At 65.9% G+C, this 23,145-nt stretch carries 19 protein-coding genes; 8 read left to right on the plus strand and 11 right to left on the minus strand.

Features of this window, described 5'->3' with window-relative positions:
• Positions 1–3 precede the first annotated feature (3 nt).
• The 4 genes from ACNJYD_RS16160 to ACNJYD_RS16175 form a co-directional block, all read right to left on the minus strand.
• Entirely contained in the window at positions 4–1,215 is a 1,212-nt protein-coding gene (locus ACNJYD_RS16160) for an ABC transporter substrate-binding protein (protein ID WP_439366892.1), read from the minus strand.
• Between the two features lie 42 nt (positions 1,216–1,257).
• Positions 1,258–2,109: a fumarylacetoacetate hydrolase family protein gene (locus ACNJYD_RS16165; protein ID WP_439366893.1), complete on the minus strand. Its 852-nt coding sequence runs from the start codon at positions 2,107–2,109 to the stop codon at positions 1,258–1,260.
• Between the two features lie 23 nt (positions 2,110–2,132).
• On the minus strand, positions 2,133–3,656 hold the full coding sequence (gene mhpA / locus ACNJYD_RS16170; RefSeq protein WP_439366895.1) for a bifunctional 3-(3-hydroxy-phenyl)propionate/3-hydroxycinnamic acid hydroxylase MhpA: 1,524 nt from the start codon (positions 3,654–3,656) through the stop codon (positions 2,133–2,135).
• Between the two features lie 72 nt (positions 3,657–3,728).
• The gene (locus ACNJYD_RS16175; protein WP_172783280.1) at positions 3,729–4,520 is read right to left on the minus strand and encodes a DNA-binding transcriptional regulator; all 792 of its coding nucleotides are present in this window, start codon (positions 4,518–4,520) and stop codon (positions 3,729–3,731) included.
• Between the two features lie 147 nt (positions 4,521–4,667).
• On the opposite strand from ACNJYD_RS16175, the gene ACNJYD_RS16180 reads away from it, so the two are divergent.
• The gene (locus tag ACNJYD_RS16180; protein WP_439366897.1) at positions 4,668–5,651 is read left to right on the plus strand and encodes a VOC family protein; all 984 of its coding nucleotides are present in this window, start codon (positions 4,668–4,670) and stop codon (positions 5,649–5,651) included.
• A gap of 18 nt (positions 5,652–5,669) precedes the next feature.
• On the opposite strand, the gene ACNJYD_RS16185 is transcribed toward ACNJYD_RS16180, so the two are convergent.
• Both ACNJYD_RS16185 and ACNJYD_RS16190 read right to left on the minus strand, forming a co-directional pair.
• The gene (locus ACNJYD_RS16185) at positions 5,670–6,332 is read right to left on the minus strand and encodes a response regulator (RefSeq protein WP_172783282.1); all 663 of its coding nucleotides are present in this window, start codon (positions 6,330–6,332) and stop codon (positions 5,670–5,672) included.
• Entirely contained in the window at positions 6,329–7,711 is a 1,383-nt protein-coding gene (locus ACNJYD_RS16190; RefSeq protein ID WP_439366898.1) for a histidine kinase, read from the minus strand. Before ACNJYD_RS16190 ends, ACNJYD_RS16185 begins: the two co-directional genes overlap by 4 nt.
• Positions 7,712–7,897: 186 nt before the next feature.
• Here ACNJYD_RS16190 and ACNJYD_RS16195 point away from each other — a divergent pair, with 186 nt between their 5' ends.
• Positions 7,898–8,791 (plus strand): DUF2380 domain-containing protein, encoded by an 894-nt coding sequence (locus ACNJYD_RS16195; RefSeq protein ID WP_439366899.1) that lies wholly within the window; start codon positions 7,898–7,900, stop codon positions 8,789–8,791.
• Here the strand turns inward: ACNJYD_RS16195 and ACNJYD_RS16200 are convergent.
• The 3 genes from ACNJYD_RS16200 to ACNJYD_RS16210 are packed head-to-tail and all read right to left on the minus strand — an operon-like array spanning position 8,781 to position 11,818.
• Positions 8,781–9,812, minus strand: a complete 1,032-nt coding sequence (locus ACNJYD_RS16200; RefSeq protein WP_439366900.1) for an L-idonate 5-dehydrogenase — start codon at positions 9,810–9,812, stop codon at positions 8,781–8,783. The two genes, ACNJYD_RS16195 and ACNJYD_RS16200, sit on opposite strands and share 11 nt — an antisense overlap.
• Before the next feature lie 26 nt (positions 9,813–9,838).
• Positions 9,839–10,606: an SDR family oxidoreductase gene (locus tag ACNJYD_RS16205; RefSeq protein WP_439366901.1), complete on the minus strand. Its 768-nt coding sequence runs from the start codon at positions 10,604–10,606 to the stop codon at positions 9,839–9,841.
• Positions 10,607–10,618: 12 nt separating this feature from the next.
• The gene (locus ACNJYD_RS16210; protein WP_439366902.1) at positions 10,619–11,818 is read right to left on the minus strand and encodes a mandelate racemase/muconate lactonizing enzyme family protein; all 1,200 of its coding nucleotides are present in this window, start codon (positions 11,816–11,818) and stop codon (positions 10,619–10,621) included.
• A gap of 176 nt (positions 11,819–11,994) precedes the next feature.
• Here ACNJYD_RS16210 and ACNJYD_RS16215 point away from each other — a divergent pair, with 176 nt between their 5' ends.
• Both ACNJYD_RS16215 and ACNJYD_RS16220 read left to right on the plus strand, forming a co-directional pair.
• Positions 11,995–12,762 (plus strand): GntR family transcriptional regulator, encoded by a 768-nt coding sequence (locus tag ACNJYD_RS16215; RefSeq protein ID WP_172783288.1) that lies wholly within the window; start codon positions 11,995–11,997, stop codon positions 12,760–12,762.
• Between the two features lie 142 nt (positions 12,763–12,904).
• Positions 12,905–14,269 carry an MFS transporter gene (locus ACNJYD_RS16220; protein ID WP_172783289.1) on the plus strand — a complete coding sequence of 455 codons (1,365 nt, stop codon included), beginning with the start codon at positions 12,905–12,907 and terminating at the stop codon, positions 14,267–14,269.
• Between the two features lie 9 nt (positions 14,270–14,278).
• Here the strand turns inward: ACNJYD_RS16220 and ACNJYD_RS16225 are convergent, their stop codons facing one another.
• Both ACNJYD_RS16225 and ACNJYD_RS16230 read right to left on the minus strand, forming a co-directional pair.
• Positions 14,279–15,529 (minus strand): arsenic transporter, encoded by a 1,251-nt coding sequence (locus ACNJYD_RS16225; protein ID WP_439366903.1) that lies wholly within the window; start codon positions 15,527–15,529, stop codon positions 14,279–14,281.
• Between the two features lie 152 nt (positions 15,530–15,681).
• Positions 15,682–18,147: a PAS domain S-box protein gene (locus tag ACNJYD_RS16230; RefSeq protein ID WP_439366904.1), complete on the minus strand. Its 2,466-nt coding sequence runs from the start codon at positions 18,145–18,147 to the stop codon at positions 15,682–15,684.
• Positions 18,148–18,376: 229 nt separating this feature from the next.
• Between ACNJYD_RS16230 and ACNJYD_RS16235 the strand changes: the two genes are divergently transcribed.
• The 4 genes from ACNJYD_RS16235 to ACNJYD_RS16250 all read left to right on the plus strand — a co-directional run bounded on the left by ACNJYD_RS16235 (position 18,377) and on the right by ACNJYD_RS16250 (position 22,972).
• Complete coding sequence (locus ACNJYD_RS16235; RefSeq protein ID WP_172783292.1) at positions 18,377–19,447, plus strand: zinc-binding metallopeptidase family protein; 1,071 nt, start codon at positions 18,377–18,379, stop codon at positions 19,445–19,447.
• Between the two features lie 189 nt (positions 19,448–19,636).
• A complete protein-coding gene (locus tag ACNJYD_RS16240; RefSeq protein WP_439366905.1) occupies positions 19,637–21,652 on the plus strand; it encodes an acetyl-CoA carboxylase biotin carboxylase subunit in 2,016 nt (671 codons plus the stop codon).
• A 157-nt stretch (positions 21,653–21,809) separates the two neighbouring features.
• A complete protein-coding gene (locus ACNJYD_RS16245) occupies positions 21,810–22,676 on the plus strand; it encodes an isocitrate lyase/PEP mutase family protein (RefSeq protein ID WP_439366906.1) in 867 nt (288 codons plus the stop codon).
• Complete coding sequence (locus ACNJYD_RS16250) at positions 22,673–22,972, plus strand: acylphosphatase (RefSeq protein WP_172783295.1); 300 nt, start codon at positions 22,673–22,675, stop codon at positions 22,970–22,972. The genes ACNJYD_RS16245 and ACNJYD_RS16250 overlap by 4 nt, the downstream gene beginning before the upstream one ends.
• Positions 22,973–23,145 lie beyond the last annotated feature (173 nt).

Below are 23,145 nucleotides of genomic sequence, written 5' to 3' on the forward strand. Positions count from 1 at the left end.
GCCTTACTTGCCGACCAGGCTGCATTTGCTGCGATCGAGCGGGCGGAAGGCCTGGTCGGGCGGGATCGTCGCGACCAGCTTGACGAAGTCCCACGGGCCTTTGGATTCCTCCGGAGTCTTGACCTGCACCAGATAGAGATCGTGCACCATGCGTTGGTCCTCGCGGATGCGGCCGTTGGTGGTGTAGGCGTCCGACACCGGCGTCGCCTTCATTTTGGCCATCACGACGGCGCCCTCGTCGGAATCGGTGTCCTTCACGGCTTGCAGATAGTGGCGCACGGCGGAATAGACGCCGGCCTGGATCTGCGAGGGCATCGCCTTGCGGCGAGCATGGAACGCATCGGAGAATTTCCGGGCTGCCGGCGAGACATCCTCGAAGAAGGAGGTGACGATGAGATCACCGCGCGTCGCTTTGAGCCCAACCGCTTCGATGTCGACGTTCTGGAACGACATCGGCACGATCTTCATGCCCTGGTTGGCGAGCCCGAACTCCTCGGCCTGCTTGATCGCGGTCGCGTTGTCGCCGGCAACGTTGATGGCCAGGATCCTGGCGCCTGACGACTGCGCCTGAAGCAGGAATGAGCTGTAATCGGGCGTGCCGAGCTGCGCCTTGACGCTGCCGGCGACCTTGCCGCCGAGTGCGGCGATGCGCTCGCGGGCGGTCACCTCGATCGAATGGCCGAAGGCGTAGTCGCCGGTGATGAAGAACCAGGGCTCCTTGCTGGTCTGCATGATGCCGGAGACCACGGCGGTCGCCGTGGAATAGGCGTCCTGGGTCCATTGCACGCTGGTTGGGGCGCATGCGTCATCGGTCAGCTGGTTCGCGCCGGCGCCGGAGATGAGGAATATCTTGCCGTTGCCGCGCACCAGCTCCTGCACCGCCAGCGCCGCGCCGGAGCTACCGCCATCGGCGATCGCCTGGACCCCGTCGCTGAACCATTTTCGCGCCAGCGACGCGGCGAGATCCGGCTTGTTCTGGTGATCGGCCTGCAGGATCTCGATCGGCTTGCCGTTGATCTTGCCGCCGAACTCCTCGGCGGCCATCCGCGCCGCTTCGACCGAGCCCGGGCCCATGGCGGTCGCGAACACGCCGTTCATGTCGGTGAGGACGCCGATGCGGATGGCGTCGCCCTTGATCTCGGCCCGCGCGGCGGAGCCCGCGAGCGCAAGTGTGATCAGGAGCGTGGCGGCGGAGCTGGTGCGGGTCGTGCCCATGGCGTTTCCTCAAGTTTATCGTTGATGGATTGGTCTTGGCGGTCAGGCCGGTTCGGCGATCACCGTGTTGCGCAAGGTGCCGATGCCGGAGATCTCGACCTCGACGGTGTCGCCGGGCCGCATCCACAGCGGCGGCGTGCGCTTGGCGCCGACACCGCCCGGCGTGCCCGTGACGATGACGTCGCCGGGCAGGAGCGGGCAGATGGTGGAGATGTAGACGATCAGCTCGGGGATGGCGGTGATCAGGAGATCCGTCGTCGTGTTCTGCACGACATTGCCGTTCAGCCTTGTCCGCAAGGTGAGCTTTGACGGATCCGGAATCTCGTCCGTCGTCACCAGCCACGGACCGAAACTGCCGCTTTCGGCAAAGGTCTTGCCGGCGAGGAACTGGCTGGTGTGGCGCTGCCAGTCGCGGATGCTGCCTTCGTTGTAGCAGGAATAGCCGGCGATGTGATCGAGCGCGCTGCCAAGGGGGATGTGACGGCCCGCCTTGCCGATGACGAGCGCGAGCTCGCCTTCATAGTCGAAGTCGTCGCTCACCCCTGGTTTCACGATGGGCTGGAGATGGCCGACCTGGCTACAGGCGAAGCGCGCAAACAGCGCCGGCTTTTCGGTGACGGTGCGGCCGGTCTCGGCCACGTGATCGCGATAATTGAGGCCGACGCAGATGATCTTGCCGGGATCAGGGATCACGGGCGCGAAGCTGACCTTGTCGAGCGCATGATCGGGGGCCGTGGAGGCGGCCAGTCTTGCCGCCTCGGCGAGGCGACCGGCTTCGAGCAGCTGCCGCAACGTGGTGCAGCCCGCCATCCGCGCGCCGAGATCGACGACGCCGTTGTCCTTGACGGCGCCGAAGGAGGAGCGTCCGTCCACACTGAATGAGAGCAGCTTCATGAAAGGTCCTCGAGAAGGTTCAGTCAGGCCGCGGAGGGCGCTTGGGCTGAAGGAATTTGGATTGAAGGCGCGATGGCGGCGATGAGGCGGTCGAGCTCGGCCTCGTTGCAGGCGGTGCCGCGGATGTACCGGTCGGGACGAACCAGTGCGGCGATGATGCCGTGCTCGCGCAGCCAGTCTCGGACACCTTCGGCCTCGTCGCCGGCGAGGATCTCGATCCCGGTCTGCGACAGCGCGAGGCGCGACGGCAGCGCGGCCGCCGTCTCGATGAGCAGCACATGATGATAGCCGGTCCGGTCGTCGCTGCGGCGTCCGTCGCTCAGCATGAATTGCGGTGCGAGATGTCCGGCGAGCGGCAGGTCGCCGAACCCTAGTCCGGGGCCGAGCAGGGGCTTCTTCACTTCCAGCTTGACCGGCGCGTTCTCGCGCGCCTCGCCGGCGGCAAGGCCGGCCTCGATCGCCTTGGTGTTGATGACACCGCCGAGGCGAATGGCGAGCTCGATGAACTCGCGCACATGCGGCAGGCGTTCGCTCTGATAGGTGTCGAGCAGATCTGGTGCGGCGCCGTCGCGGATCACGCTCGCTAGCTTCCAGGCGAGGTTCGCGGCATCACGAATGCCGGCGCACATGCCCTGGCCGAGAAAGGGCGGGGTCTGGTGCGCGGAATCGCCCGCGAGCAGCAATCGCCCGTTCCGCCATTGCTGCGCGATGACCGAATGGAACGTGTAGACCGCGGCGCGCTCGATCTCGGCATCGTCGGGCGTGATCCAGCGCGACAGCAGCTCCCAGACCTTCGCGGGTTGTGCGACCTCCTGCGAGTCCTCGTCGGGCAGAACCGTGATCTCCCACCGCCGCCGCGTGCCGGTGCCGCGCACGTAAGTTGCGGGCCGACTGGGATCGCAATGCTGGAGGCTGTAGTCGCCGAGGTCGTCGCGCGTGCGCTTGAGCAGAACGTCGATGACCAGCCAGCGCTCGTGGAAGCCGAGGTCGTCCATGCCCGAGCCGATGAAGCGGCGCACCAGGGAGCGGGCGCCGTCGCAGCCGATCACATATCCGGCGCGGACCTCGCTGAGCCTTCCGTTGGAGAGGTCTTCGTAGCGGACGCGCACGCCGTGCTCGTCCTGATCGAGCGCGAACACATCGCAGCGGCTCTGCAAGGTGACGTGTGGCCAGCGGGCGAGGCCGCCGATCAACACGTCCTCCAGATCCGGCTGGTGGAAGCGGTAGCTGAGATGCCAGCCCATCGGCGTCAACGTCTGCGGACGGGACCAATCCAGCAGCATGCGGCCGGCGGCATCGAGAAAGAGCATGCCGGGACTGAGAATGACATGCGGCAGGATCGCGTCGCCAAGAGCGATGGTCTGGAACACGCGCATGCATTCATCGTCGAAATGCACCGCGCGCGGCAGATGATAGGTCCGCGCTTCGCGCTCCAGCACCAGCGTCCGCACGCCGCACAGGCCGAGCAGGTTGGCGAGCGTGGCACCCACCGGCCCGCGGCCGACGATCACGACGTCAAACTCTTTTGGGGTGGATTTATCTTGCATGGGGTATCTTTTCCCCAGGCAAGGCCGGCCCTTCAACGCCGGCGTGCCAAGTGTCCGCCCAGCGGACGATCTCTAACCCGCGACAGGAATGGCCGACGCCGTGTCCAGCAGTTGGTTCGCGAACTGCGCCACCGCTTCGTCGATCCCCAGCGCCGAGCGGATCCATATGATCGAGATGCAGCCGAATACGGCGCCGTCCCGCACGATGGCAACGGCAATCGATGCCGTCTTGGGATTGTATTCGCCCTCGCTTCGGATGGCGTAACCTCGCGCGGCGGTTTCGGCGATCATGCGGTCGAGCCGGCCCTGGTCGAGGAAGGGGCGGTCGTCCACCTCGTCGATGCGGCGGAGATGATTGATGATGAGATCACGTTCGCGCGCGGGGCAGGCGGCGAGATAGGCGCGGCCCGCAGACGTGCGCAGCATCGGCAGCCGCTTGCCGATCATGCCGCGGTCGATCGAGAGCGGGCTGCGAGAATGCGTGGTCTCCTGCACCACCATGGCCGCGTTCTCGTAAGTCGAGAGATCGACCGGCCAGACCAGCTTCTTGCTGAGATCGGCGAGATAAGGCGCCGCTGCCTGGCAGATCACCACGCCGGGATCGTAGCCGTCGCCGAGGCTCAACGCGCGCCGGGTGACGCGAAAACGATCGTCGCTGGCGCTGCGGGCGATATAGCCGAGCTCCTCCAGGGTTTCGAGCAGGCGATAGACGGTGGGTCGGGGCAAGTCGAGCGCGCGGGCAACGTCGCCGGCGCGGATGCCGCCGGAGCGGTTGACCTCCTGCAGCACGTCGAGCCCGCGCTTGAAGGCGCGGACGCCCTCAGACTGCCGAGGCTGGCCGTTCCGCGTCCGCTCCTTGGACACTTCGTACTTCCTCCCTTGTGGCATATCGCGGCGCGCTTATTGTCGTTGCGAACGCGAGGCGATTGCGGAACGCCACCGTAGGATCGCGCGCGGCTGGTATCAAGCTCGCCGCAATACGGCGGCCGCGATGCCTTCGGGAGGAATTCGATGGAAATCGCAGCGCTCGGCTATGTCGGAATCAGTTCGTCCCAGCTCGACCAGTGGAGCCGGATGGCGACCGGGCTGCTCGGCATGCAGCAGGTCGATCGCGGCGGCAAGATGCGGGCCTTCCGCATGGACGACCGCAAGCAGCGGCTGATCGTCGACGGCGGCAGCGATGCCGGCCTTGCGGTGATGGGATGGGAAGTTCCTTCGACGGCCGAACTGGACAAGTTGGCTGGACGGCTGGAAAGCCATGGCATCAAGGTGGTCCGAGGCTCGCGCGCGCTCGCTGACGAGAGGCATGTCGCCGAGCTGATCGCGTTTGCCGATCCCGCCGGCAACCGGCTGGAGGCTTTTTGCAAGCCGGAGCTTGCGAGCGAGCCGTTCAGGCCGGGCCGCCCGATCTCGGGCTTCCGCACCGGGGCGCTCGGCATGGGGCATGTCGTGCTCAACGTCGAGGACGTCGAGCCGCTGTTGCCGTTCTATCGCGACGTGCTCGGCTTTCACGTCTCCGATTTCGGGCTGAAGCCTTACGGGCTCTATTTCTTCCACGTCAACGGCCGCCACCACTCCTTTGCGATGGTCGGCTCGGGGCGAAAGGCGATGCATCACTTCATGGTCGAGCTCGGCTGCCTCGACGATGTCGGGCAGGGCTACGACCTCGCGCAAATGGACGAGGGACGCATCGCCTACACGCTGGGCCGGCACACCAATGACCACATGACCTCGTTCTATGTGAATACGCCGTCCGGCTTCTTCATCGAGTACGGCTGGGGCGGACGCGTCATCGATCCCGAGACCTGGCAGCCGCACGAGACCTTTGATGGGCCCTCCCTGTGGGGTCACGAACGGCTGCATATGCCCGAAGAGCAGCGCAAGCGGATGCGCGAGATGCGGCTCGACGCCGCTGCCCGCGGCGTGCGCGTCGCCGATCCGCGCGTGCCGCCGCTCAACTGCGCGTGGCTGGACTCGGTGGTCGCGCGTGAGTGATCTGCGGCCACGCCGCGATCAGGCCTCGCCGAGATCGACCTCGGTCAAGATGCCCTGGCGCAGCGCCAGCCGGACCAGCTCGATGTCGGAGCCGACGCCGAGCTTGTCCTTGATCAGGGAATGCAGGTTCGCCACCGTCTTCGGGCTGACGTGGAGCGTCTCGGCGATCTCCTCCGTCGTGTTCTCGGCGAGGAGCAGCCGCAGCACCTCGAACTCGCGCGGCGTCAGCACGTCGGCGGCCAAGGTCTCGCCGCTGATGCGGCTCAGCGCAAGCTCGTGGTCGATGTCGGGGCTGATGGCGATCTTGCCGGCGAGCACGTCCTTGACCGCGCGCACCAAGGTCTCGGGCGGACTGGTCTTGGTGACGTAACCCCGTGCACCGGCGCGGATCGCCTGCACGGCAAAGCCGGCGTTCTCGTGCATGGTGAAAACGAGAATCCGCGCAGTCTTGTCCCACTGCCTGATCCGCCTGACCGCCTCGATGCCGCCGATGCCCGGCATGCTGAGGTCCATAATGACGAGGTCGGGCGTCTCGGATTTGTACAGGCGATAGGCTTCCGCACCGTCGGCCGCCTCGGCGACGACGCGCAGGCCCGGCTGTTTCTGGAGCACCGAGCGATAGCCCTCGCGGACGACGGAATGGTCGTCGACCAGCAGGATCGTCGCTTCAACTGCGCTCATGCCGCATGCTCCAGGGCCTCAGACGCGGCAGCCGCGAGCGGAATGATTACGCGCAGCGCCGAGCCGTGAGGGCCGGTCTCAAAGCTGAGCCGGCCGCGAAGCGCAGCGACGCGCTCGCGCATGCCAAGCAGGCCCATACCGGACTTGGCGGCAGCTTCGTTCGGCCGGCCATCGTCCTCGATCGCGAGCGCGATCTCGCTGTCGGCCATGGTCAGATGCAGGCTGACCTTCGTTGCGCCGGCATGCTTGGTGGCGTTGGTGAGCGCCTCCTGCACGATGCGATACAGGTTGGCACTGACGGCGGCGGGTACGCCTTCGAAAGCGCCGTCGAACCGGATCTCGAAGCGGGGCTGGCCGCGGCTGCGGCCGTTCCATCCCGAGACCAGGCCTTCGAGGCTGGCGACGAGGCCAAGCTCGTCGACATCGGGCGGCCGCAGCCGGAACAGCGCGCCGCGCAGCGTCTCCATCATGCCGGTCGCGGTGCGGGCAATGCTGTCGCATTCGCCGAGCAAGCCGGGACAGTCCTGCGCCGCAGTCTGGCGGGCGGATGCGGCCAGCGCGCGGATCGCGGCGAGCGACTGGCCGAATTCGTCATGCAGCTCACGGGCGAGATGGCGGCGCTCCTCGTCCTGGAGCGCGATCAGCTTCCGCGTCAGTTCGCTCCGCTCGGCGAGCGCGGTGTCGAGGCTTTCGGCGAGATGGTTGAAGACGTCGCGGATGGCGGAGAGCTCGGCGAGGTCGAATGGCGGCAGCCGGGCGGTGAGGTCGCCGGCGGCGATGCGTTCGAGGCCGCTGCCGATCATGCGGGTGGGGTGCAGCGCGCGGGCCAGTGCGGCATAGACCAGCGCGCAGAGCAGCGGCAGCGCGATCGCAAGCGCGATCATCAGGCGGCCGGCCTCGTGCCAGGCGTCCGCCGTCTGCACCGCCGGGTCGAGCGAGACCACGGTCTCGCCGAGCTTGGTTCCGCGCACGATCACGGGCCGCGCCGCCTCGCGGCCGGGGTCGAACAGGCCGCGATAGAAGGCGGCGAAGGCTTGCGGCGGCGGGCTGGCCGGGGCAGGCGCGCCGCTGCAGAAACGCTGCAGCATCTCGCCGCTCGGCCCACGGAATCCAAGACACAGGCCGGGCGTCATGACATGGGCCGACACCGGGTCGAGGTTCGGAAAGTCCGAGCGAGGGCTTGCCGCCCACTGCACCTTGCCTTGCTGCAGCTCCAGGGTCTTCGCCACGATGGCGGCGATGCCGTCGATGCGCGCATGCGCGGCGCGGTCAGCCGTGACAAGGAAATAGGTGGAGATCGCGGCGAAGCAGGCGGCCGATATTGCGGCGACGCGCAGCGTCAGACGGACCTTGAGATCGAACCTCGGGCGATTCCACATCGGCTTGCACCTGGTGCGAACGGGCTTGTCGCGCCTCATTAAAGGGCAGAACGCCAGCGGCGGGAAGCGTTCCCGACTTGCCGCAGTGCAACGTCGTGAAATTTTCCCGGCGTTGGTCGGGACGGCGACGGCTGCGGGGCGTGAGGTGGCCCGCGCAGATTTGCGTTCCATCCACGAGGTCCGTTCATGCACCGCTCCCGGCCGGTTCTCTCTGCCTGTCTCCTCTTCCTCCTCTTCCTCCTCTCCTGCTCGCCCGTCGCTGCGCAGTCCGCCATCGGGGTTGCCATGGACGATTTCAGCTACACCGACACCTCGGCCGAGCCGACCAACCAGACCGCCGCCCACGAGCGGCGGCTGGCGGCGTTCATGGCCGCACTCAGACGAGACATCGGCGAGGGTGGGCGCTATCGGCTGGTGCCCTCGGCCCAGGACGGCGCGGCGTTCAAGGTGGTCGGCGGCATTCAGAAGACGAGCACGCTGGTGCAATGGGCCAAGGTCGCCGTGATCAACGTCGGCGCCAAGACGCTCGTGCTGGACAAGCTCTACAGCTTCCGCGGCGACAATGATGAAGCATGGGAGCGCGCCGAGATCTTTGTGTCTCGCGAGGTCATGGCTGCGCTCGGCACGCCTGCGCCGGTCGAGCTTGCCGTGTTCGATTTCGAGCTCGAGGACATGACGGCCGCTTCAGCGGGCGCGTCCGCTGCGTCAGATGCGTCATATCTCGCGGAGGTCACTGGCGGTGTGCGCGAGGCGCTCGGGCATTCCGGCCGTTACCGGATCGTCGACGTTAGCGGAGAGGCGGGGAAAACCGGCGCTTTGCGGGATTGCGGCGGCTGCGAGGCTTCCATTGCACGCAAGCTCGGTGCGGACCAATCGCTGATCGGCGTGGTGCGCCGCGTCAGCCGCACCGAATACACGCTAGGCTTCCAGGTTCGCGACGCCAGAACCGGCGCGGTGTTGGCGCGCGGCGACAGTGGCCTGCGCATGGGCGCCGACTATTCCTGGAAGCGCGGGGCGGTGCGGCTGATCAGCGACCGGCTGATCGACAGCCAGCAGGCCAACGACGCACCTAGAAGGTAAGCTGCACCTTCATCGACTGCGAGCGGTCGCTGGCGAGCTCGAAGGCGGCGACGGCGTTCTCGAACGGCATGGTGGCCGTGATCAGCGGCTTGACGTCGATCAGGCCGTCGCCCATCAGGCGCACCGCGAGCTCGAATTCGGGATCGAAGCGGAAGGTGCCGCGGAGCTGCAATTCCTTGGCGACGATCGAATTGATCGGCAGCGTCATCTCGCCGCCGAGGCCGAGCTGCACCAGCGTCGCACCGGGCCTGAGCACGTCGAGCGCGGTGCGGAGCGCGGCCTGGTTGCCGGAGGCTTCGAACAGCGTGTCGAACACGCCCTTGCCGGCGCGCCAGGGATCGAGCGCGGCGGCATTGGTCGCGACGTTGATGGCATGCGTGGCGCCGAGCTTTTTCGCGACCGCGAGCGGGGCGTCGGCGACATCGGTGACAACGATCTCGGATGCACCGCCGAAACGCGAGACCAAAATCATCAGCGCGCCGATCGGACCGCAGCCGGTAATCAGCACGCGCTTGCCGAGCAGGGGACCGGCCTGCTTGCCGGCATGCAGGCACACCGCGAGCGGTTCGGCGACCGCAGCTTCCGCCAACGACAGCTTGTCCGCGATCGGCACGGCCTGCGTCGCGTCGACCGTGATGAACTCGCGAAAGCCGCCCTGCACATGGGGAAAGCGCATCGCACTGCCGAGGAAGCGCATGTCGAGGCACTGGTTGCGTAGGCCCTCCTGGCAATGCAGGCACGCCCCGCACGGCTTGCTCGGGTTGACCGCGATGCGCGTGCCCGGCTTGACGCTGGTGACGCCGTCACCGACATCCGCAACGACGCCGGCGATCTCGTGACCGAGCGCCATCGGCTGCTGGATCCGCACGACGCCGAAACCGCCGTGATGGTAGTAGTGCAGATCCGAGCCGCAGATGCCGCCATTGGCGATCTTGACGCGGACCTCGCCAGGGCCGGGGGCCGGATCGGCATAATTGTCGATCCGCAGGTCCTTCGGGGCGTGGATGACGACGGCGCGCATGGCTTGCTCCTTCGCTGTCTTGGCGGTCACATCGCGGCGATCATGCCGCCATCGACATAGATGATCTGGCCGTTGACGTAGGTCGACGCGTCCGAGGCGAGGAAGATCGCGGCGCCCACCAGCTCATCCGGCTTGCCCCAGCGCTTGGAGGGGATGCGGCCCATCAGCCAGTTGTTGAAGTCGGCGTTGTTGACCAGCGCCTCGTTCATGTCGGTCAGCATGTAGCCCGGTCCGATCGCATTGGCCTGGATGCCGTGCTGGGCCCATTCCACCGCCATCGAGCGCGTGAGATTCTTGATGCCGCCCTTGGCGGCGGTGTAGGGCGCGATGGTGGGGCGCGCCAGCTCGCTGCCGAGCGAGCCGATATTGATGATCTTGCCGCGCTTGCGCGGGATCATGCGCTTGGCCGCCTCGCGCCCGATCACGAAGGCGCTGGTAAGGTTGGTCTCGATCACCTTGCGCCATTCGTCGGTGGTGAACTCGACCAGCGGCTTGCGGTGCTGGATGCCGGCATTGTTGATGAGGATATCGACGGCGATCCCCTTCTTGTCGAAGTCGTTGAACGCCGCCACGATTGCGGCCTCATCGGTGACGTTGAAGGCGGCGCCTTCGGCCTGATGGCCGGCGGCGCGAAACTCGGCGACGGCCTGCTCGACACGCTTGGGATCGACGCCGTTGATGATCAACTTGGCGCCGGCCTTGGCCATGCCCTCGGCAATGGCGCGGCCGAGGCCGCGGGAGGAGCCGGTTACGAGCGCGGTACGGCCGGAAAGGTCGAAGAGGGCGGTGCTCATCTCAATAGATCCTCAAGCGTTGGAGCGGCGCACGATGAGATCGGTGCGCGCGAAGACGGCTGGCAGAAGGTCGACGCCCAGGCCGGGACCTTCCATCGGGAAGACATAGCCGTCCTTGATGGTGGGCATCGTGGTGACGAGCTCATTGTACCAGCCCTTGTAGAAGGCGCGCACGGATTCCTGGATCAGGGTGTTGGGCTGGCTGAAGGACATGTGGATGGCGGCGATGAAGCCGATCGGGCCGATGCAATCGTGCGGTGCGAAGGGCCGGTGATAGGTCTCGGCCATCGCCGCGATCTTGCGGCCTTCGGTGAGACCGCCGGTCCAGCACAGATCGGCCATCACCACATGCATGGCATCGCGGTCGAGCATGTCCTTGTAGGGGAAGCGCGAGCCCAGCGTCTCGCTGGCGCAGACCCAGACGTCGGTCGAGCGGGCATATTCGGCCAGCGCCTGCGGCGAGTTCATCCGGATCGGGTCTTCGTACCAGGTCGGCTTGTACGGCTCGAGCGCACGGGCGATCTGCTTGGCAGTCGGCAAATTCCACAGCGAGTGCAGCTCGACCATGATCTCCATCCTGTCGCCGACCGCTTTGCGGATCTTCTCGAACGGCTCGATCGCCTGCTTCATCTGCGATGCGGTGATGTAGAGGCCCTTGTTCTCCTGCGCCGCCGGATCGAACGGCCAGATCTTCATCGCCGAGATGCCGCTTTCGAGCAGGCTTTCGGCCAGCGCATCGGCATGGTTCATGAAGCCGTCGAGATCTTCATAGGGCCCCTTGGAGGCGCCGAGATTCCAATTGGCCACCGGGCTGATATTGGTCGAGCGCACATATTGGGTGCCGGCGCAGGTGTTGTAGATGCGCTGCTTGTCGCGGCAGAGGCCGCCGAGCATCTGGTGCACCGGCTGGCCGCAGACCTTGCCGAACAGATCCCACAGCGCGATGTCGATCGCGGAGGCCGCGCGGTATTCGACGCCGGTGGAGGACTGCGCCATCGGCAGGTTGAGCATGTCGCGATGGATCGCTTCGATGTGCAGTGGATTGCGGCCGAGCAGGCGGCCGGCAAAGGTGTCGTGGATCTGCGCCTCGACCGCGCCCGCGCCGTAGAAGGTCTCGCCGAGGCCGATCATGCCGGTGTCGGTGTGGACGCGGACCCAGATGACGTTGGAAAATTCCTCGGTGCGCAGTGTCTCGATCGACGTGATCTTCACGGCAACTATCCTCCCATCGAAAGGCGCTTCGCACCCGACGTCTCATTTTGCGCTGCAACATGTTGCAGGCCATGCCGACGTCTTACGCCTGCTTGTAATATATCACAACATGTTTTAAGGGTGCCACAACCAGGGCGCCATCCTGCAACGAGAGCGCGGGCTGACGGGAGGACGACATGGCACGGCGCAAGCGCGCGCTCGAAGTGGTGAAAGACGAGGATGACGGCGGAGGCCGGCGCTCCCGCAGCAATCGTCTCAACTTTTTCGAGTTGGCCTATCAAAGGATCGAAGAGCTCCTGGTTCATTGCGAGCTCAAGCCCGGCCAGTTCATGACCATGCTGGAATTGCAGCAAATCACCGGTTTTGGCCGCACGCCGGTGCATCACGCCGTCAATCGTCTCTCCGCCGACACCCTCATCATCATCCGGCCCCGTCATGGCCTCAACATCGCGCCGATCGATCTGGCGCGCGAACGCATGCTGCTCGGCCTGCGACGCGACATGGAGCGTTTTGTCATTCGCCTCGCGGCGGATCGCGCCAGTCTTTCCCACCGCAACCAGGCCTTGCACATCGAGCGTTTGCTGCGCGAACGTCGCGCCACTTTGACACTCGACGAGTTCAACAGCCTCGACCGCCGCATCGACGCGCTGGTGCTGGAGGCCGCCGGCGAGCCGTTCCTGGTGCACACGCTTCGGCCGCTGCACACGCTGTATCGCCGCATCGGCTACATCCACCACCGCTTCATGCCGGGGCAGGCGGACCTGTCAGGCACGATCGATCATCATCTCGCCATTCTTGCAGCCGTCGCCAACCGCCGCGTCGAGGACGCGGTGAAGGCGAGCGATGCGTTGATCGACTACATGGGCGAGATGTTCTCAGGGATGGAGGCCGGGATCGATCCGCGCCTGCTCGATTGCAGCATCGAGCCGCTGCTCGGTGCGTAGAGCATGGTCCGGACCCGAAGGGCCGCGCTCGCGCAAAGTGTGCAGCGGTTTTCCGAAGCGATCATGCACAACACAACAAGCTAAAGCGCGATGAGATCCTGATCTCATCGCGCTTTAGAGAGTTCTGAAGAAAGGAAGAAGAATGTCAACGATGGCGATGCCACAAGCGACCGCGAGCGAAGCCGCCGTCCGCTACCTCATCACGAACTACAGTCCCAAGGGCAACAAGGTCGGCTGGCTGATGATGGCCTCCATCCTGGTCGAGGCCTGGGACCTCTATTCGATCGCCTTCGTGCTGATCTTCATCAAGGAGCAGTACAATCCCGATCCGCTGATGCTCGGCCTTGCCGCCGCGGGCACGCAAGGTGGGGCGCTGATCGGTGCGCTGCTCGGCGGCTGGCTGTCGGACAAGATCGGCCGCCGCGTGATGTTCCTGGTCACGATGGTGCTGTTCATTGTGCTGGCGCTGGCGCAAGCCTTCGTGCCCAGCGTCGGCTGGCTCGTCGTGATCCGCTTCCTGCTCGGCATTCCGCTCGGCTCGGACATCTCGACCGGCTACACCTACATCATGGAATCCATGGCCAAGGGCGAGCGCGAGGTCATGGGCAACCGCTGGCAGTTCATGTTCGCCGTCGGTGAGGTCCTCACCATCGGCGTCATCGTAATCTTCCTTCTGGTCGACATGAACCACGAGATGCTGTGGCGCGTGACGCTCGGCCTCGGCGCGGTGCCGGCGCTGATCATCCTCATCATGCGTCACGACGTGCCGGAGACGGCGGTGTGGCTGGTGCAGAAGGGCCGCTATCGGGAAGCCAAGCAGGTCGCGCGCGAGATGTTCAACGACAATCTCGACATGCTGCCGGATCGGGACGTCGTGGTTCCCAAAACCAGCACCCGCGCGTTCCTCGCCGACCTCAAGAAAGATCCGATTCGTTGGCGCGCCACGTTGTATGGCTGGATCGCCTGCTTCGCGCAGGCCAGCGAGTTCTCGACCTTCGCGTTCTACCTGCCGGTGCTGTTCGTGATGGTCGGCGTGTCGAGCGTGCTCGGCATCAACCTGGTGACAATGGCGCTGTTTTCCTTCGCAGCGCTGTCGGGATGGGTCGGGCCGCTGCTGACGCCGAAAATCGGCCATCGCGGCATCTCCATCGCGGGCTTCTCCATCGTGCTGGTATCGCTGCTGGTCGCCGCGTTCGCGCTCTACACCGACAACAAGATGCTGCTGCCGTTCGCCGCGGCCGGCATGCTGTGGGGCCACTATTGGGACGCCTCGAACTGCATGACCATCCCGACCATGGTCGCCCGTCCGCAATATCGCGGCACCGCAAGCGGCTTCGCCTACATGTTCGTGAAGCTGCCGTCGTTCCTGGCGATCTTCCTGTTCCCGACGGTGTTTGCCGCGATCGGGCAGGCGAATGCCACGCTGATGGTCGCGATCTTCCCGCTGATCGGATTGCTCGCGGCAATCTTCATCCTGCCGGAAGTCTACGGCTACGAGAACGACTGAAGACGAGTGCTATCTGATCGCGGCGGCTAACGCCGCGATCAGGGCCGGCGGCGTCACCAGCAGGCCGAGCTTGAGGAATGGCCAGGCGCCGACCTCGATCTTCTCGCGCCGGAGCGCGACCAGCCAGAGGATCGTGGCGAGCGAGCCGGTGATCGACAGATTGGGGCCGAGATCGACGCCGATCAGAATGGCGCTGACCACCGGCGCGGGCAGATGATCGCTGGCGGCGACCGAGCCGGCGACGAGGCCGACCGGGAGGTTGTTGGCGATGTTGTCGGCGAGCGCGGTGGCAATACCGACACTCCAGGCGGCTTTCGTCACGGACTGCGCCACCGCCTGATGCAGCAGCGCGCTGAGCTGCGCGATCACGCCGGTCTTCACCAGCGCTTCGACCATGACAAAGAGCCCGCCGACCAGCGGCAGCACGCTCCAGGACACGCCGCGCAGCACGGGCAAGGGCGATTGCCGGTTGATCAGCAGCACGATGGCGGCCGTCGCCACGCCGCAGACGAAGGTCGGCAGACCCAATTGCCTGTCCAGCGCCGACGCCGTGACCAGCACGATGCCGATCGCGACGATGCCTATTGCGGTGAGCTTGCCGCCGCGTCCGAGCTTTGGATGCGGTACGCTGCGCGCGATCGTCTCTTCCTTCAGCGCGCGGTGCTGGGTCAGGCGCAGCACGATGTAGGTCAGCAGGATCGACGCCGCCGAGGGCAGGGCGAACAGGCGCAGCCATTCCGTCAGGTGCGGCATGTGCGCGCCGAACACGACGAGATTGGCGGGGTTGGAGATCGGCAGCACGAAACTCGCGGCATTGGCGATGAAGGCGCAGACAAACAGATAGGGCAGCGGCTTCGCGCCGGCCGCGCGCGTCGCTGCATAGACGGCCGGCGTCAGCACGATCGCGGTGGCATCATTGGAGAGCAGCACCGTCACCAGCGTGCCGACGAGGTAGATCAGCAGGAACAACCGCTGCGGCGAGCCACGTGCATATTCCACCGCAAGCGCGGCGAGATAATCGAACAGGCCTTCAAGCCGCGCCAGTTCGGCGATCAGCATCATGCCGATCAGGAAGAGATAGACGTCGACACCTTTCTCGATGCCGACAAGGGCGTCCTGCCACGGCAGCAAGCCGAGCAGCACCAGCGCGCTCGCGCCGATCACGGCCCAGATCGCCTCGGGCAGGGATAGGGGCCGGATGATGACGCCTGCGGTCGCGACGGCGGTGATGCTCCAGGCCCAGATGGCGTTAGACGGCACGGTCAGTCCTTGAGGTTCGGTCAGTCATTCGGCATCGATAACCGATGTCGGAACGGCTGTCTTCCCCCAGAGTCTTGCCGCAGGAACAGTCTGGATTGCTTCGCTGCGCTCGCAATGACGGAATTTGTGGCTGCTTCTAGCGAATGTCACACTCACCTTGCCACCGATAGCTTCTCCGTGATCGCCTTGCGCAGGATGCGCGAGAGCGATTCCACCGAATACGGCTTCTGGATCAGCTCGAAACCGCGGTGGGCGTTCTCGGCGAGCACGTTGCTGTAGCCGGAGGTGAGCACCACGGGCAGGCCCGGATAGCGCTCGCGGATGATGCCGGCGAGCTCGACGCCGTTCATTCCGGGCATGATGACGTCGGAGAACACGAGGTCGACGGCAAATTCGTTTTCGCCGAGGATCGCCAGCGCCGCGTTCGCATTGGCAGCGCGGCGGACGACATAGCCGAGATCCTCCAAGAGCTCGGTGGAGAAGCGGCCGACCTCGTCATCGTCCTCGACCACGAGCACGCGATAGCCACGCCCGGTCGTGGCCGCCTCGTGGCTCAGCGCCGCGGCTTCCTTGTCCGTCGCCGGGCTTTGCGCCCGCGGCAGATAGATGGTGAAGGTCGCGCCCTTGCCCGGCGTGCTCGTCACCGCAATGTCACCCTCGGACTGCTTCGCGAAGCCGAAGGCCTGACTGAGACCGAGGCCAGTGCCCTTGCCGACCTCCTTGGTGGTGAAGAACGGCTCGAAGATCGAGTCGAGATGTTCCGGCGCGATGCCGCTGCCGGTGTCGCTGACGGAGATCGCGACATAGTCGCCGCCGCGCGCCGATTGTGCGCGCAGGCTCGGGATTCCCGAGACCTTGCGCACGGCGATGGTGAGGCGGCCTTCGCCGTCCATGGCATCACGGGCGTTGATGGCGAGGTTGATCAGCGCCGCCTCGAACTGGGCGATGTCGGCCACCGTGAAGCAATCGGCGTCCTGAATCTCCACGGCGATCTCGATGCGGCCGCCGACCAGCGGGCGGACCAGCTGCGCCACGCCCTCGACCTGACTGCCGACGTTGAAGATCTGCGGCTTGAGCGGCTGGCGGCGCGCGAAGGCCAGAAGCTGCGCGGTCAGCTTGGAGGCGCGCTCGACCGTCTCGGAGATGGCATCGACGTAGCGGCGGCGGCGCTCCTCCGGCAGCTCGCGTCGGCGCAGGAAATCGGTCGCCGAGCGGATGATGGTGAGGAGATTGTTGAAGTCGTGCGCGACGCCGCCGGTGAGCTGACCGATCGCCTCCATCTTCTGCGACTGCCGCAGCGCTTCCTCGCCGCGACGCCGCTCGGTGATGTCGACCGCCTCGGGCACGGCGCCGGTGATGGCGCCGTGGCGGTCGAGTACGGGGCGCATGCCGAAGTCGAAATCGCGCTCGCCGACGGGAAGGCGCAGGCGCATCTCCAGCCGCACGGGTTCGCCTTTGAGCACCGTCTCGAAGGCCTCGCGCACGGCGCAACTCATACCGTCGGTGCCGGTGAACCAGGGCGTGTCCCAGAACGGCTTTCCGATCACGTCGGCGGAATTCGCCTTGATGCCGGCGAGCGCGGTCTTGTTGGCGTAGACCAGTTCGCCCTCGAGATTGACCAGGCCCTGATACTGATTGCTGGTCTCCAGGATCGCGCGCAGCCGCGCCTGGTTGGCTTCGAGCTCGGCGGTGCGCTCGGCGATGCGCTCTTCCAGCGTCTCGTTCAGCCGCCTGAGCTCGATCTCGGCCTGCTTGGCGACGGTGACGTCGTGGGCGACGCCGATGAAGCCGATATGCTTGCCGGTCGCATCCCAGCGCGGCTGCGATTCCGAGCGCAGCCAGCGCCATTCGCCGCTGGCGTTCTTGTAACGCGCTTCCAGCACGAAGGGCTTGAGGGACGCTTCACCCTGGACGGATTGCTGCAGCACGTGCGGCAGGTCGTCGGGGTGCAGCACCTTGCGCCAGTCAAAATCGATGGCCTGATCGTAGGGCAGGCCGACGAAATCGACATAGGCCTGGTTGGCGAAGGACCGCTTGCGGTCGAGCTTGGTGACCCAGATCGGCACCGGCGCGCTGTCGGCGATCAGCCGGAAGCGCTCCTCGCTTTCGCGCAGTGTCTCGCGCGCCAGCGCCTGGTCGGTCATATCGATATGGGCGCCGACGAGCCGGATGGCGCGGCCGTCCTTGTCGCGCTCGATCTTGGCGACCACCCGGATCCAGCGGGTCTCGCCGTCGCTGGGGCGAATGATGCGGTATTCGGCGCTATAGTCTTCGCTCGCTCCGGCGAGTGCGTCGAAGAAATGCTTGACGGTGGCGTCGCGGTCGTCGGGATGGATGCGGTTGACCCAATCCTCGTGCGACTCCTCGGCGGCTTCCGGCGGAAGGCCGTGGATCATCAGATATTCGGGCGAGCGACGGTTCTTGAAGCCTTCGCGGAAATCGACCTCGACGCCGCCGACCTTGCCGATGCGCTGGATGCGCGCCAGCTCGGCCTCGCGCTCCTGCAGCGCGCGATAAGCGTTGTCGCGCTCGCGCGCGACGTCTTCGAGGTGCTGGCGCAGCCTTTCGGCGGCGATGGTTTCGGGCAAGGGATCGTTCAAGGCATCGGCCGTTGTCATCTAGGTGCGCGCGTGCCGGACCGATATTCACACAGACGGGGCGTGATGGCCATTGTTTAGAGGGCAGGTGGTGCCCGGAAATGGTGGCGCGAGCCTGAACGTGGAGAAGTACGCGGTGGCAACGTCCGGTCTGGCAATTTGTTCCGAATACTGGAACGATCGGCTGATTGATGCGTCGTCGCGAGGCGCCAGCTCTCTTACAAGCTTTCCTTTCCCACGAGGCTAAATCTTGAAGCTCTTTGTCTGCCAGGCCTGCGGCAACGTCCTCTATTTCGAGAACCGCGCCTGCGAACGCTGCGGCCATCGGATCGCCTTCCTGCCGGAGAAGGAGACGATGTCGGCGATCGAGGCCGACGGGGCGGCATGGAGAATCCTCGCCGACAAGGGCGAAAGCCGGATGCTGTGCCGGAATGCCGAGTACGACGCCTGCAACTGGCTGACCGACGCCGCCGATACCACTGGCTATTGCCGCGCCTGCCGTCACAATGGGACGGTGCCAAACCTCTCGGATCCGGCGCAGCTCGCCGGCTGGCGCGAGCTGGAGGTGGCAAAACACCGTCTATTCTATTCCCTGATCCGCTGGAAGCTGCCGCTCCAGACCCGCCAGGACAATCCCGAGCATGGCCTGATCTTTAATTTTCTCGCCGATGATCCGCACAGCGGCGAGAAGGTCATGACCGGCCACGACAACGGCCTGATCACGATCGCACTGACCGAGGCCGACGACATCGAGCGCGAGCGGCGCCGGCTCGAGATGGGCGAGCCGTACCGGACGCTGCTCGGGCATTTCCGCCACGAGGTCGGGCACTATTTCTGGGACGTGCTGGTGCGCGATGGCGGCAAGCTCGACCAGTGCCGCGCCGTCTTCGGCGATGATTCCGTCGATTACGGCCAGGCGTTGCAGCGTCACTACGCCGAAGGGCCGCCGCCGGACTGGCAGCAGAACTACGTCTCGGCCTATGCCACGACCCACCCCTGGGAGGATTTTGCCGAGACCTGGGCGCATTACCTCCACATCGTCGACACCCTGGAAATGGCCGCCGAGTTCGGCATGGAGGTGCGTCCCAAGATCGACCGCGGCGGGGAGTTGACCGCGCGCATCCGCTTCAACCCCTACGAAGCGAGGGATGTCGAGGCGCTGGTGAACGCATGGCTGCCCTTCACCTTCGCCATGAACAGCGTCAACCGCGCCATGGGCCTGCGCGACCTCTATCCCTTTATCCTGTCGTCCGCGGTGGTCGGCAAGCTGGGCTTCATCCATGACCTGGTCCGGGACGTGGCCAAGCCTGGGAAGCCCTAAGGATGCCGCACGGCGTGCCCAGGGCGCGCCGGGTGGCCCATTTCGGTCTTGCGCTGGTACGCCAGAGTCCCCGGATTTAGACCGTTGCCTCCGGCCCATTTTGATGTACCACGGGAGCCACACGGCCCCTCCCATAGGCTCGAACGGCCAGAGAAGGGGTCCCGCCCAAGGTCGAGACTCAAGAAAAGCATGTTCAAACGCATTCTGATCGCCAATCGCGGCGAAATCGCCTGCCGGGTCATCAAGACTGCCCGCAAGATGGGAATTCAAACGGTTGCGGTCTATTCCGAGGCCGACCGCGATGCCCTTCATGTCGAGATGGCCGATGAGGCGGTGCTGATCGGCCCGCCGGCCGCGGCAGAGAGCTATCTGGTGATCGAGAAGATCGTCGAGGCCTGTCGCAAGACGGGCGCCGAGGCCGTGCATCCCGGCTATGGCTTCCTGTCCGAGCGCGAGGCGTTTCCGCGCGCGCTGGAAGCCGCCGGCATCGTCTTCATCGGCCCGAACCCCGGCGCGATCGCGGCAATGGGCGACAAGATCGAGTCCAAGAAGGCCGCCGCAAAAGCAAAAGTCTCGACCGTGCCGGGCTATCTCGGCGTCATCGAGGACGACAAGCACGCGGTCCGCATCGCCGACGAGATCGGCTACCCCGTCATGATCAAGGCCTCCGCCGGCGGCGGCGGCAAGGGCATGCGCATCGCCCATTCCAAGGCCGAGGTCGCCGAGGGCTTCAACCTCGCCAAGGCGGAGGCGAAGGCCTCGTTCGGCGACGACCGCGTCTTCGTCGAGAAGTTCATCGTCGATCCCCGCCACATCGAGATCCAGGTGCTGGGCGACAAGCATGGCAACGTGATCTATCTGGGCGAGCGCGAATGCTCGATTCAGCGCCGCAACCAGAAGGTCATCGAGGAAGCGCCGTCGCCGCTGCTGGACGAGGCGACCCGCCGCAAGATGGGCGAGCAGGCGGTCGCGCTCGCCAAGGCCGTGAACTATGATTCCGCCGGCACGGTCGAGTTCGTCGCAGGCCAGGACAAGAGCTTCTACTTCCTGGAGATGAACACGCGCCTCCAGGTCGAGCATCCCGTCACCGAGCTCGTCACCGGCGTCGACCTCGTCGAGCAGATGATCCGCGTCGCCGCCGGCGAGAAGCTCGCCATCGCGCAGAAGGACGTCACGCTGACGGGCTGGGCGGTGGAATCGCGCCTCTATGCCGAAGATCCGTTCCGCAACTTCCTGCCCTCGATCGGGCGGCTCGTGAAATATCGTCCGCCGGCGGAGGCCAGCAAGGACGGCATCACCATCCGCAACGATACCGGCGTGCAGGAGGGCGGCGAGATCTCGATCCATTACGATCCGATGATCGCCAAGCTCGTCACCCATGCGCCTTCGCGCGCGGCTGCGATCGAGGCGCAGGCCACCGCGCTGGACTCGTTCTATGTCGATGGCATCCGCCACAACATCCCGTTCCTGTCGGCGCTGATGCATCATCCGCGCTGGCGCGAGGGCCGGCTCTCGACCGGCTTCATCGCCGAGGAATTCCCCAAGGGCTTTGCGGTGCGGGTGCCTGAAGGCGAGGTCGCGCGGCGCATCGCCGCGGTCGGCGCCGCGATCGATCATGTGCTGGGGGCGCGCAAGCGGCAGATCTCCGGCCAGATGGGCGGCCGCGTCGTGCAGCGCGAGCGCCGTCGCGCAGTCTGGCTCGACCGCCAGGAGATCCTGCTCGAGGTCGCGCGCGAAGGCGAGGCGATCGCGATCCGCTTCATCGATGCCGACGGCAAGGCCGGCACTGCGCATCTGTTGCAGTCGCCGTGGAAGCCGGGCGATCCGGTCTGGCAGGGCACCATCGACGGGCAGTTCGTCGCCGTGCAGGCGCGGCCGATTCCGAACGGCATCCGTCTCGCGCATCAGGGCGTCGAGGTCCCGGTCTATGTCTGGACCGAGGCCGAGGCGACCTCCGCACGGCTGATGCCGGTGACGACGGCCTCCGACAGCGGCAAGAAGCTGCTCTGCCCGATGCCGGGCCTCGTCGTCTCGATCGCGGTGAACGAGGGGCAGGAGGTCAAGGCCGGCGAGACGCTCGCCGTGGTCGAAGCCATGAAGATGCAGAACGTGCTGCGCGCCGAGCAGGACGGCACGGTGAAGAAGATTCACGCCAGCGCCGGCGCGACACTTGCGGTCGACGCGCTGATCCTGGAGTTTGCGTAAGCGTGTGAGTGGGGCTCTCGTCGGGCCCCATCAACACCGTCATTGCGAGCGCAGCGAAGCAATCCAGACTGCCTCCGCGGAAAGATTCTGGATTGCTTCGCTGCGCTCGCAATGACGGAGTATGTTGCGGCTGCGTCGCAACAATTGAGAGGGCACCATGGCCTTTCGTTCCCGCCGCGAGAAACTGCGCTCCACCCTGTCGGGCCCAATTTGCGTCCATCCCGGCTCGGTCTATGACGCGATCTCGATCCGAATTGCCGAGGATCTCGGCTTTCCGCTCGGCATGTTCGGCGGATCGGTGGCCTCTCTCGCCGTGCTCGGCGACCCCGATGTCACGCTGATCACGCTCACCGAGCTCGCCGAGCAGATGCGGCGGATGTCCCGCGCCTCCGCGCTGCCGGTGCTCGTCGATGCCGATCACGGCTACGGCAATGCGCTCAACGTGCGCCGCACGGTGCAGGAGCTGGAGACGGCCGGCGCGGCCGGCCTCACCATCGAGGACACGCTGCTGCCGGCGGCATTTGGTGAGACGAAGGCGCAGCTGATCTCCCTCGAAGAGGGCGTCGGCAAGATGAAGGCGGCGCTCGCCGGCCGCAGCGATCCCTCGCTGGTCATCATGGGCCGCACGGGCGCAGCCGCGATCACCTCGATCGATGATGCGGTTCGCCGCGCCCAGGCTTACGAGGCGGCCGGCGTCGACGCGCTGTTTTTCACCGGCGTCAAGTCGCGTGCCGAGCTCGAAGCCATCGCCGCCGCCACGCGCCTGCCGATCGTGCTCGGCGGCGCGTCGGAGGAATTGAGCGGGCTCGATTATCTCGGGGGTCAGCGCGTCCGCATCGCGCTGCAGGGCCATGCGCCGATCGCCGCGGCGACGCAAGCTGTGTACGAGACGCAGAAGGCGTTGCGCGAGGGCACGGCGCCAAAGAGCCTCAAGGGCGTGGCATCGTCGGAGCTGATGGCCCGCGTTGCGCGCGAGGCCGCGGTCAAGACGCGTAGCGCCGATTGGCTCGGATCGAAGCCATGAGCCGGGTGATTCTCCAGGTCATGATCCGCGGCCGCGTGCAAGGCGTCGGTTATCGGGCCTGGGTGGAGTTCCAGGCCGCCGCGTGTGGCCTCGAAGGCTGGGTCCGCAACCGCCGTGACGGCAGCGTGGAAGCGCTGTTCGCGGGTGCGCCGACGCACGTTGCCGACATGGTCGCGCTGTGCCGCCACGGCCCGCCGCTCTCGCGCGTCGACAGTGTCACCAGTGAAACCGCAAGCGTGGATGAGCTGAATTTGCGCAGGGCAGGGGAAGCGTTTTCCGTACTGCCGACGGTGTAGGTGTTCTTTCCCCGCAGGCGGTGCGTTCCCTCGCCCCGTTCTTACGGGGAGAGGGTTAGGGTGAGGGGCTTCTCTCAACGCGAGCGGTCGTAGAAAGACCTGTACCCCCTCACCCGAATTCGATCTGCGATCGAATTCGACCTCTCCCCGCAAGCGGGGAGAGGTGAAGAAGA

The sequence above is a fragment of the Bradyrhizobium sp. SPXBL-02 genome (assembly GCF_051853065.1).
GTDB lineage: Bacteria > Pseudomonadota > Alphaproteobacteria > Rhizobiales > Xanthobacteraceae > Bradyrhizobium.

Coding starts and splice junctions, on each gene's coding strand:
- ACNJYD_RS16180 (WP_439366897.1), top strand. CDS start 4,668: ATGGAAATCGCAGCGCTCGGCTATGTCGGAATCAGTTCGTCCCAGCTC.
- ACNJYD_RS16185 (WP_172783282.1), bottom strand. CDS start 6,332: ATGAGCGCAGTTGAAGCGACGATCCTGCTGGTCGACGACCATTCCGTC.
- ACNJYD_RS16165 (WP_439366893.1), bottom strand. CDS start 2,109: ATGAAGCTGCTCTCATTCAGTGTGGACGGACGCTCCTCCTTCGGCGCC.
- ACNJYD_RS16190 (WP_439366898.1), bottom strand. CDS start 7,711: ATGTGGAATCGCCCGAGGTTCGATCTCAAGGTCCGTCTGACGCTGCGC.
- ACNJYD_RS16160 (WP_439366892.1), bottom strand. CDS start 1,215: ATGGGCACGACCCGCACCAGCTCCGCCGCCACGCTCCTGATCACACTT.
- ACNJYD_RS16240 (WP_439366905.1), top strand. CDS start 19,637: ATGTTCAAACGCATTCTGATCGCCAATCGCGGCGAAATCGCCTGCCGG.
- ACNJYD_RS16200 (WP_439366900.1), bottom strand. CDS start 9,812: ATGCGCGCCGTCGTCATCCACGCCCCGAAGGACCTGCGGATCGACAAT.
- ACNJYD_RS16250 (WP_172783295.1), top strand. CDS start 22,673: ATGAGCCGGGTGATTCTCCAGGTCATGATCCGCGGCCGCGTGCAAGGC.
- ACNJYD_RS16220 (WP_172783289.1), top strand. CDS start 12,905: ATGTCAACGATGGCGATGCCACAAGCGACCGCGAGCGAAGCCGCCGTC.
- ACNJYD_RS16230 (WP_439366904.1), bottom strand. CDS start 18,147: ATGACAACGGCCGATGCCTTGAACGATCCCTTGCCCGAAACCATCGCC.
- mhpA (WP_439366895.1), bottom strand. CDS start 3,656: ATGCAAGATAAATCCACCCCAAAAGAGTTTGACGTCGTGATCGTCGGC.
- ACNJYD_RS16205 (WP_439366901.1), bottom strand. CDS start 10,606: ATGAGCACCGCCCTCTTCGACCTTTCCGGCCGTACCGCGCTCGTAACC.
- ACNJYD_RS16195 (WP_439366899.1), top strand. CDS start 7,898: ATGCACCGCTCCCGGCCGGTTCTCTCTGCCTGTCTCCTCTTCCTCCTC.
- ACNJYD_RS16215 (WP_172783288.1), top strand. CDS start 11,995: ATGGCACGGCGCAAGCGCGCGCTCGAAGTGGTGAAAGACGAGGATGAC.
- ACNJYD_RS16245 (WP_439366906.1), top strand. CDS start 21,810: ATGGCCTTTCGTTCCCGCCGCGAGAAACTGCGCTCCACCCTGTCGGGC.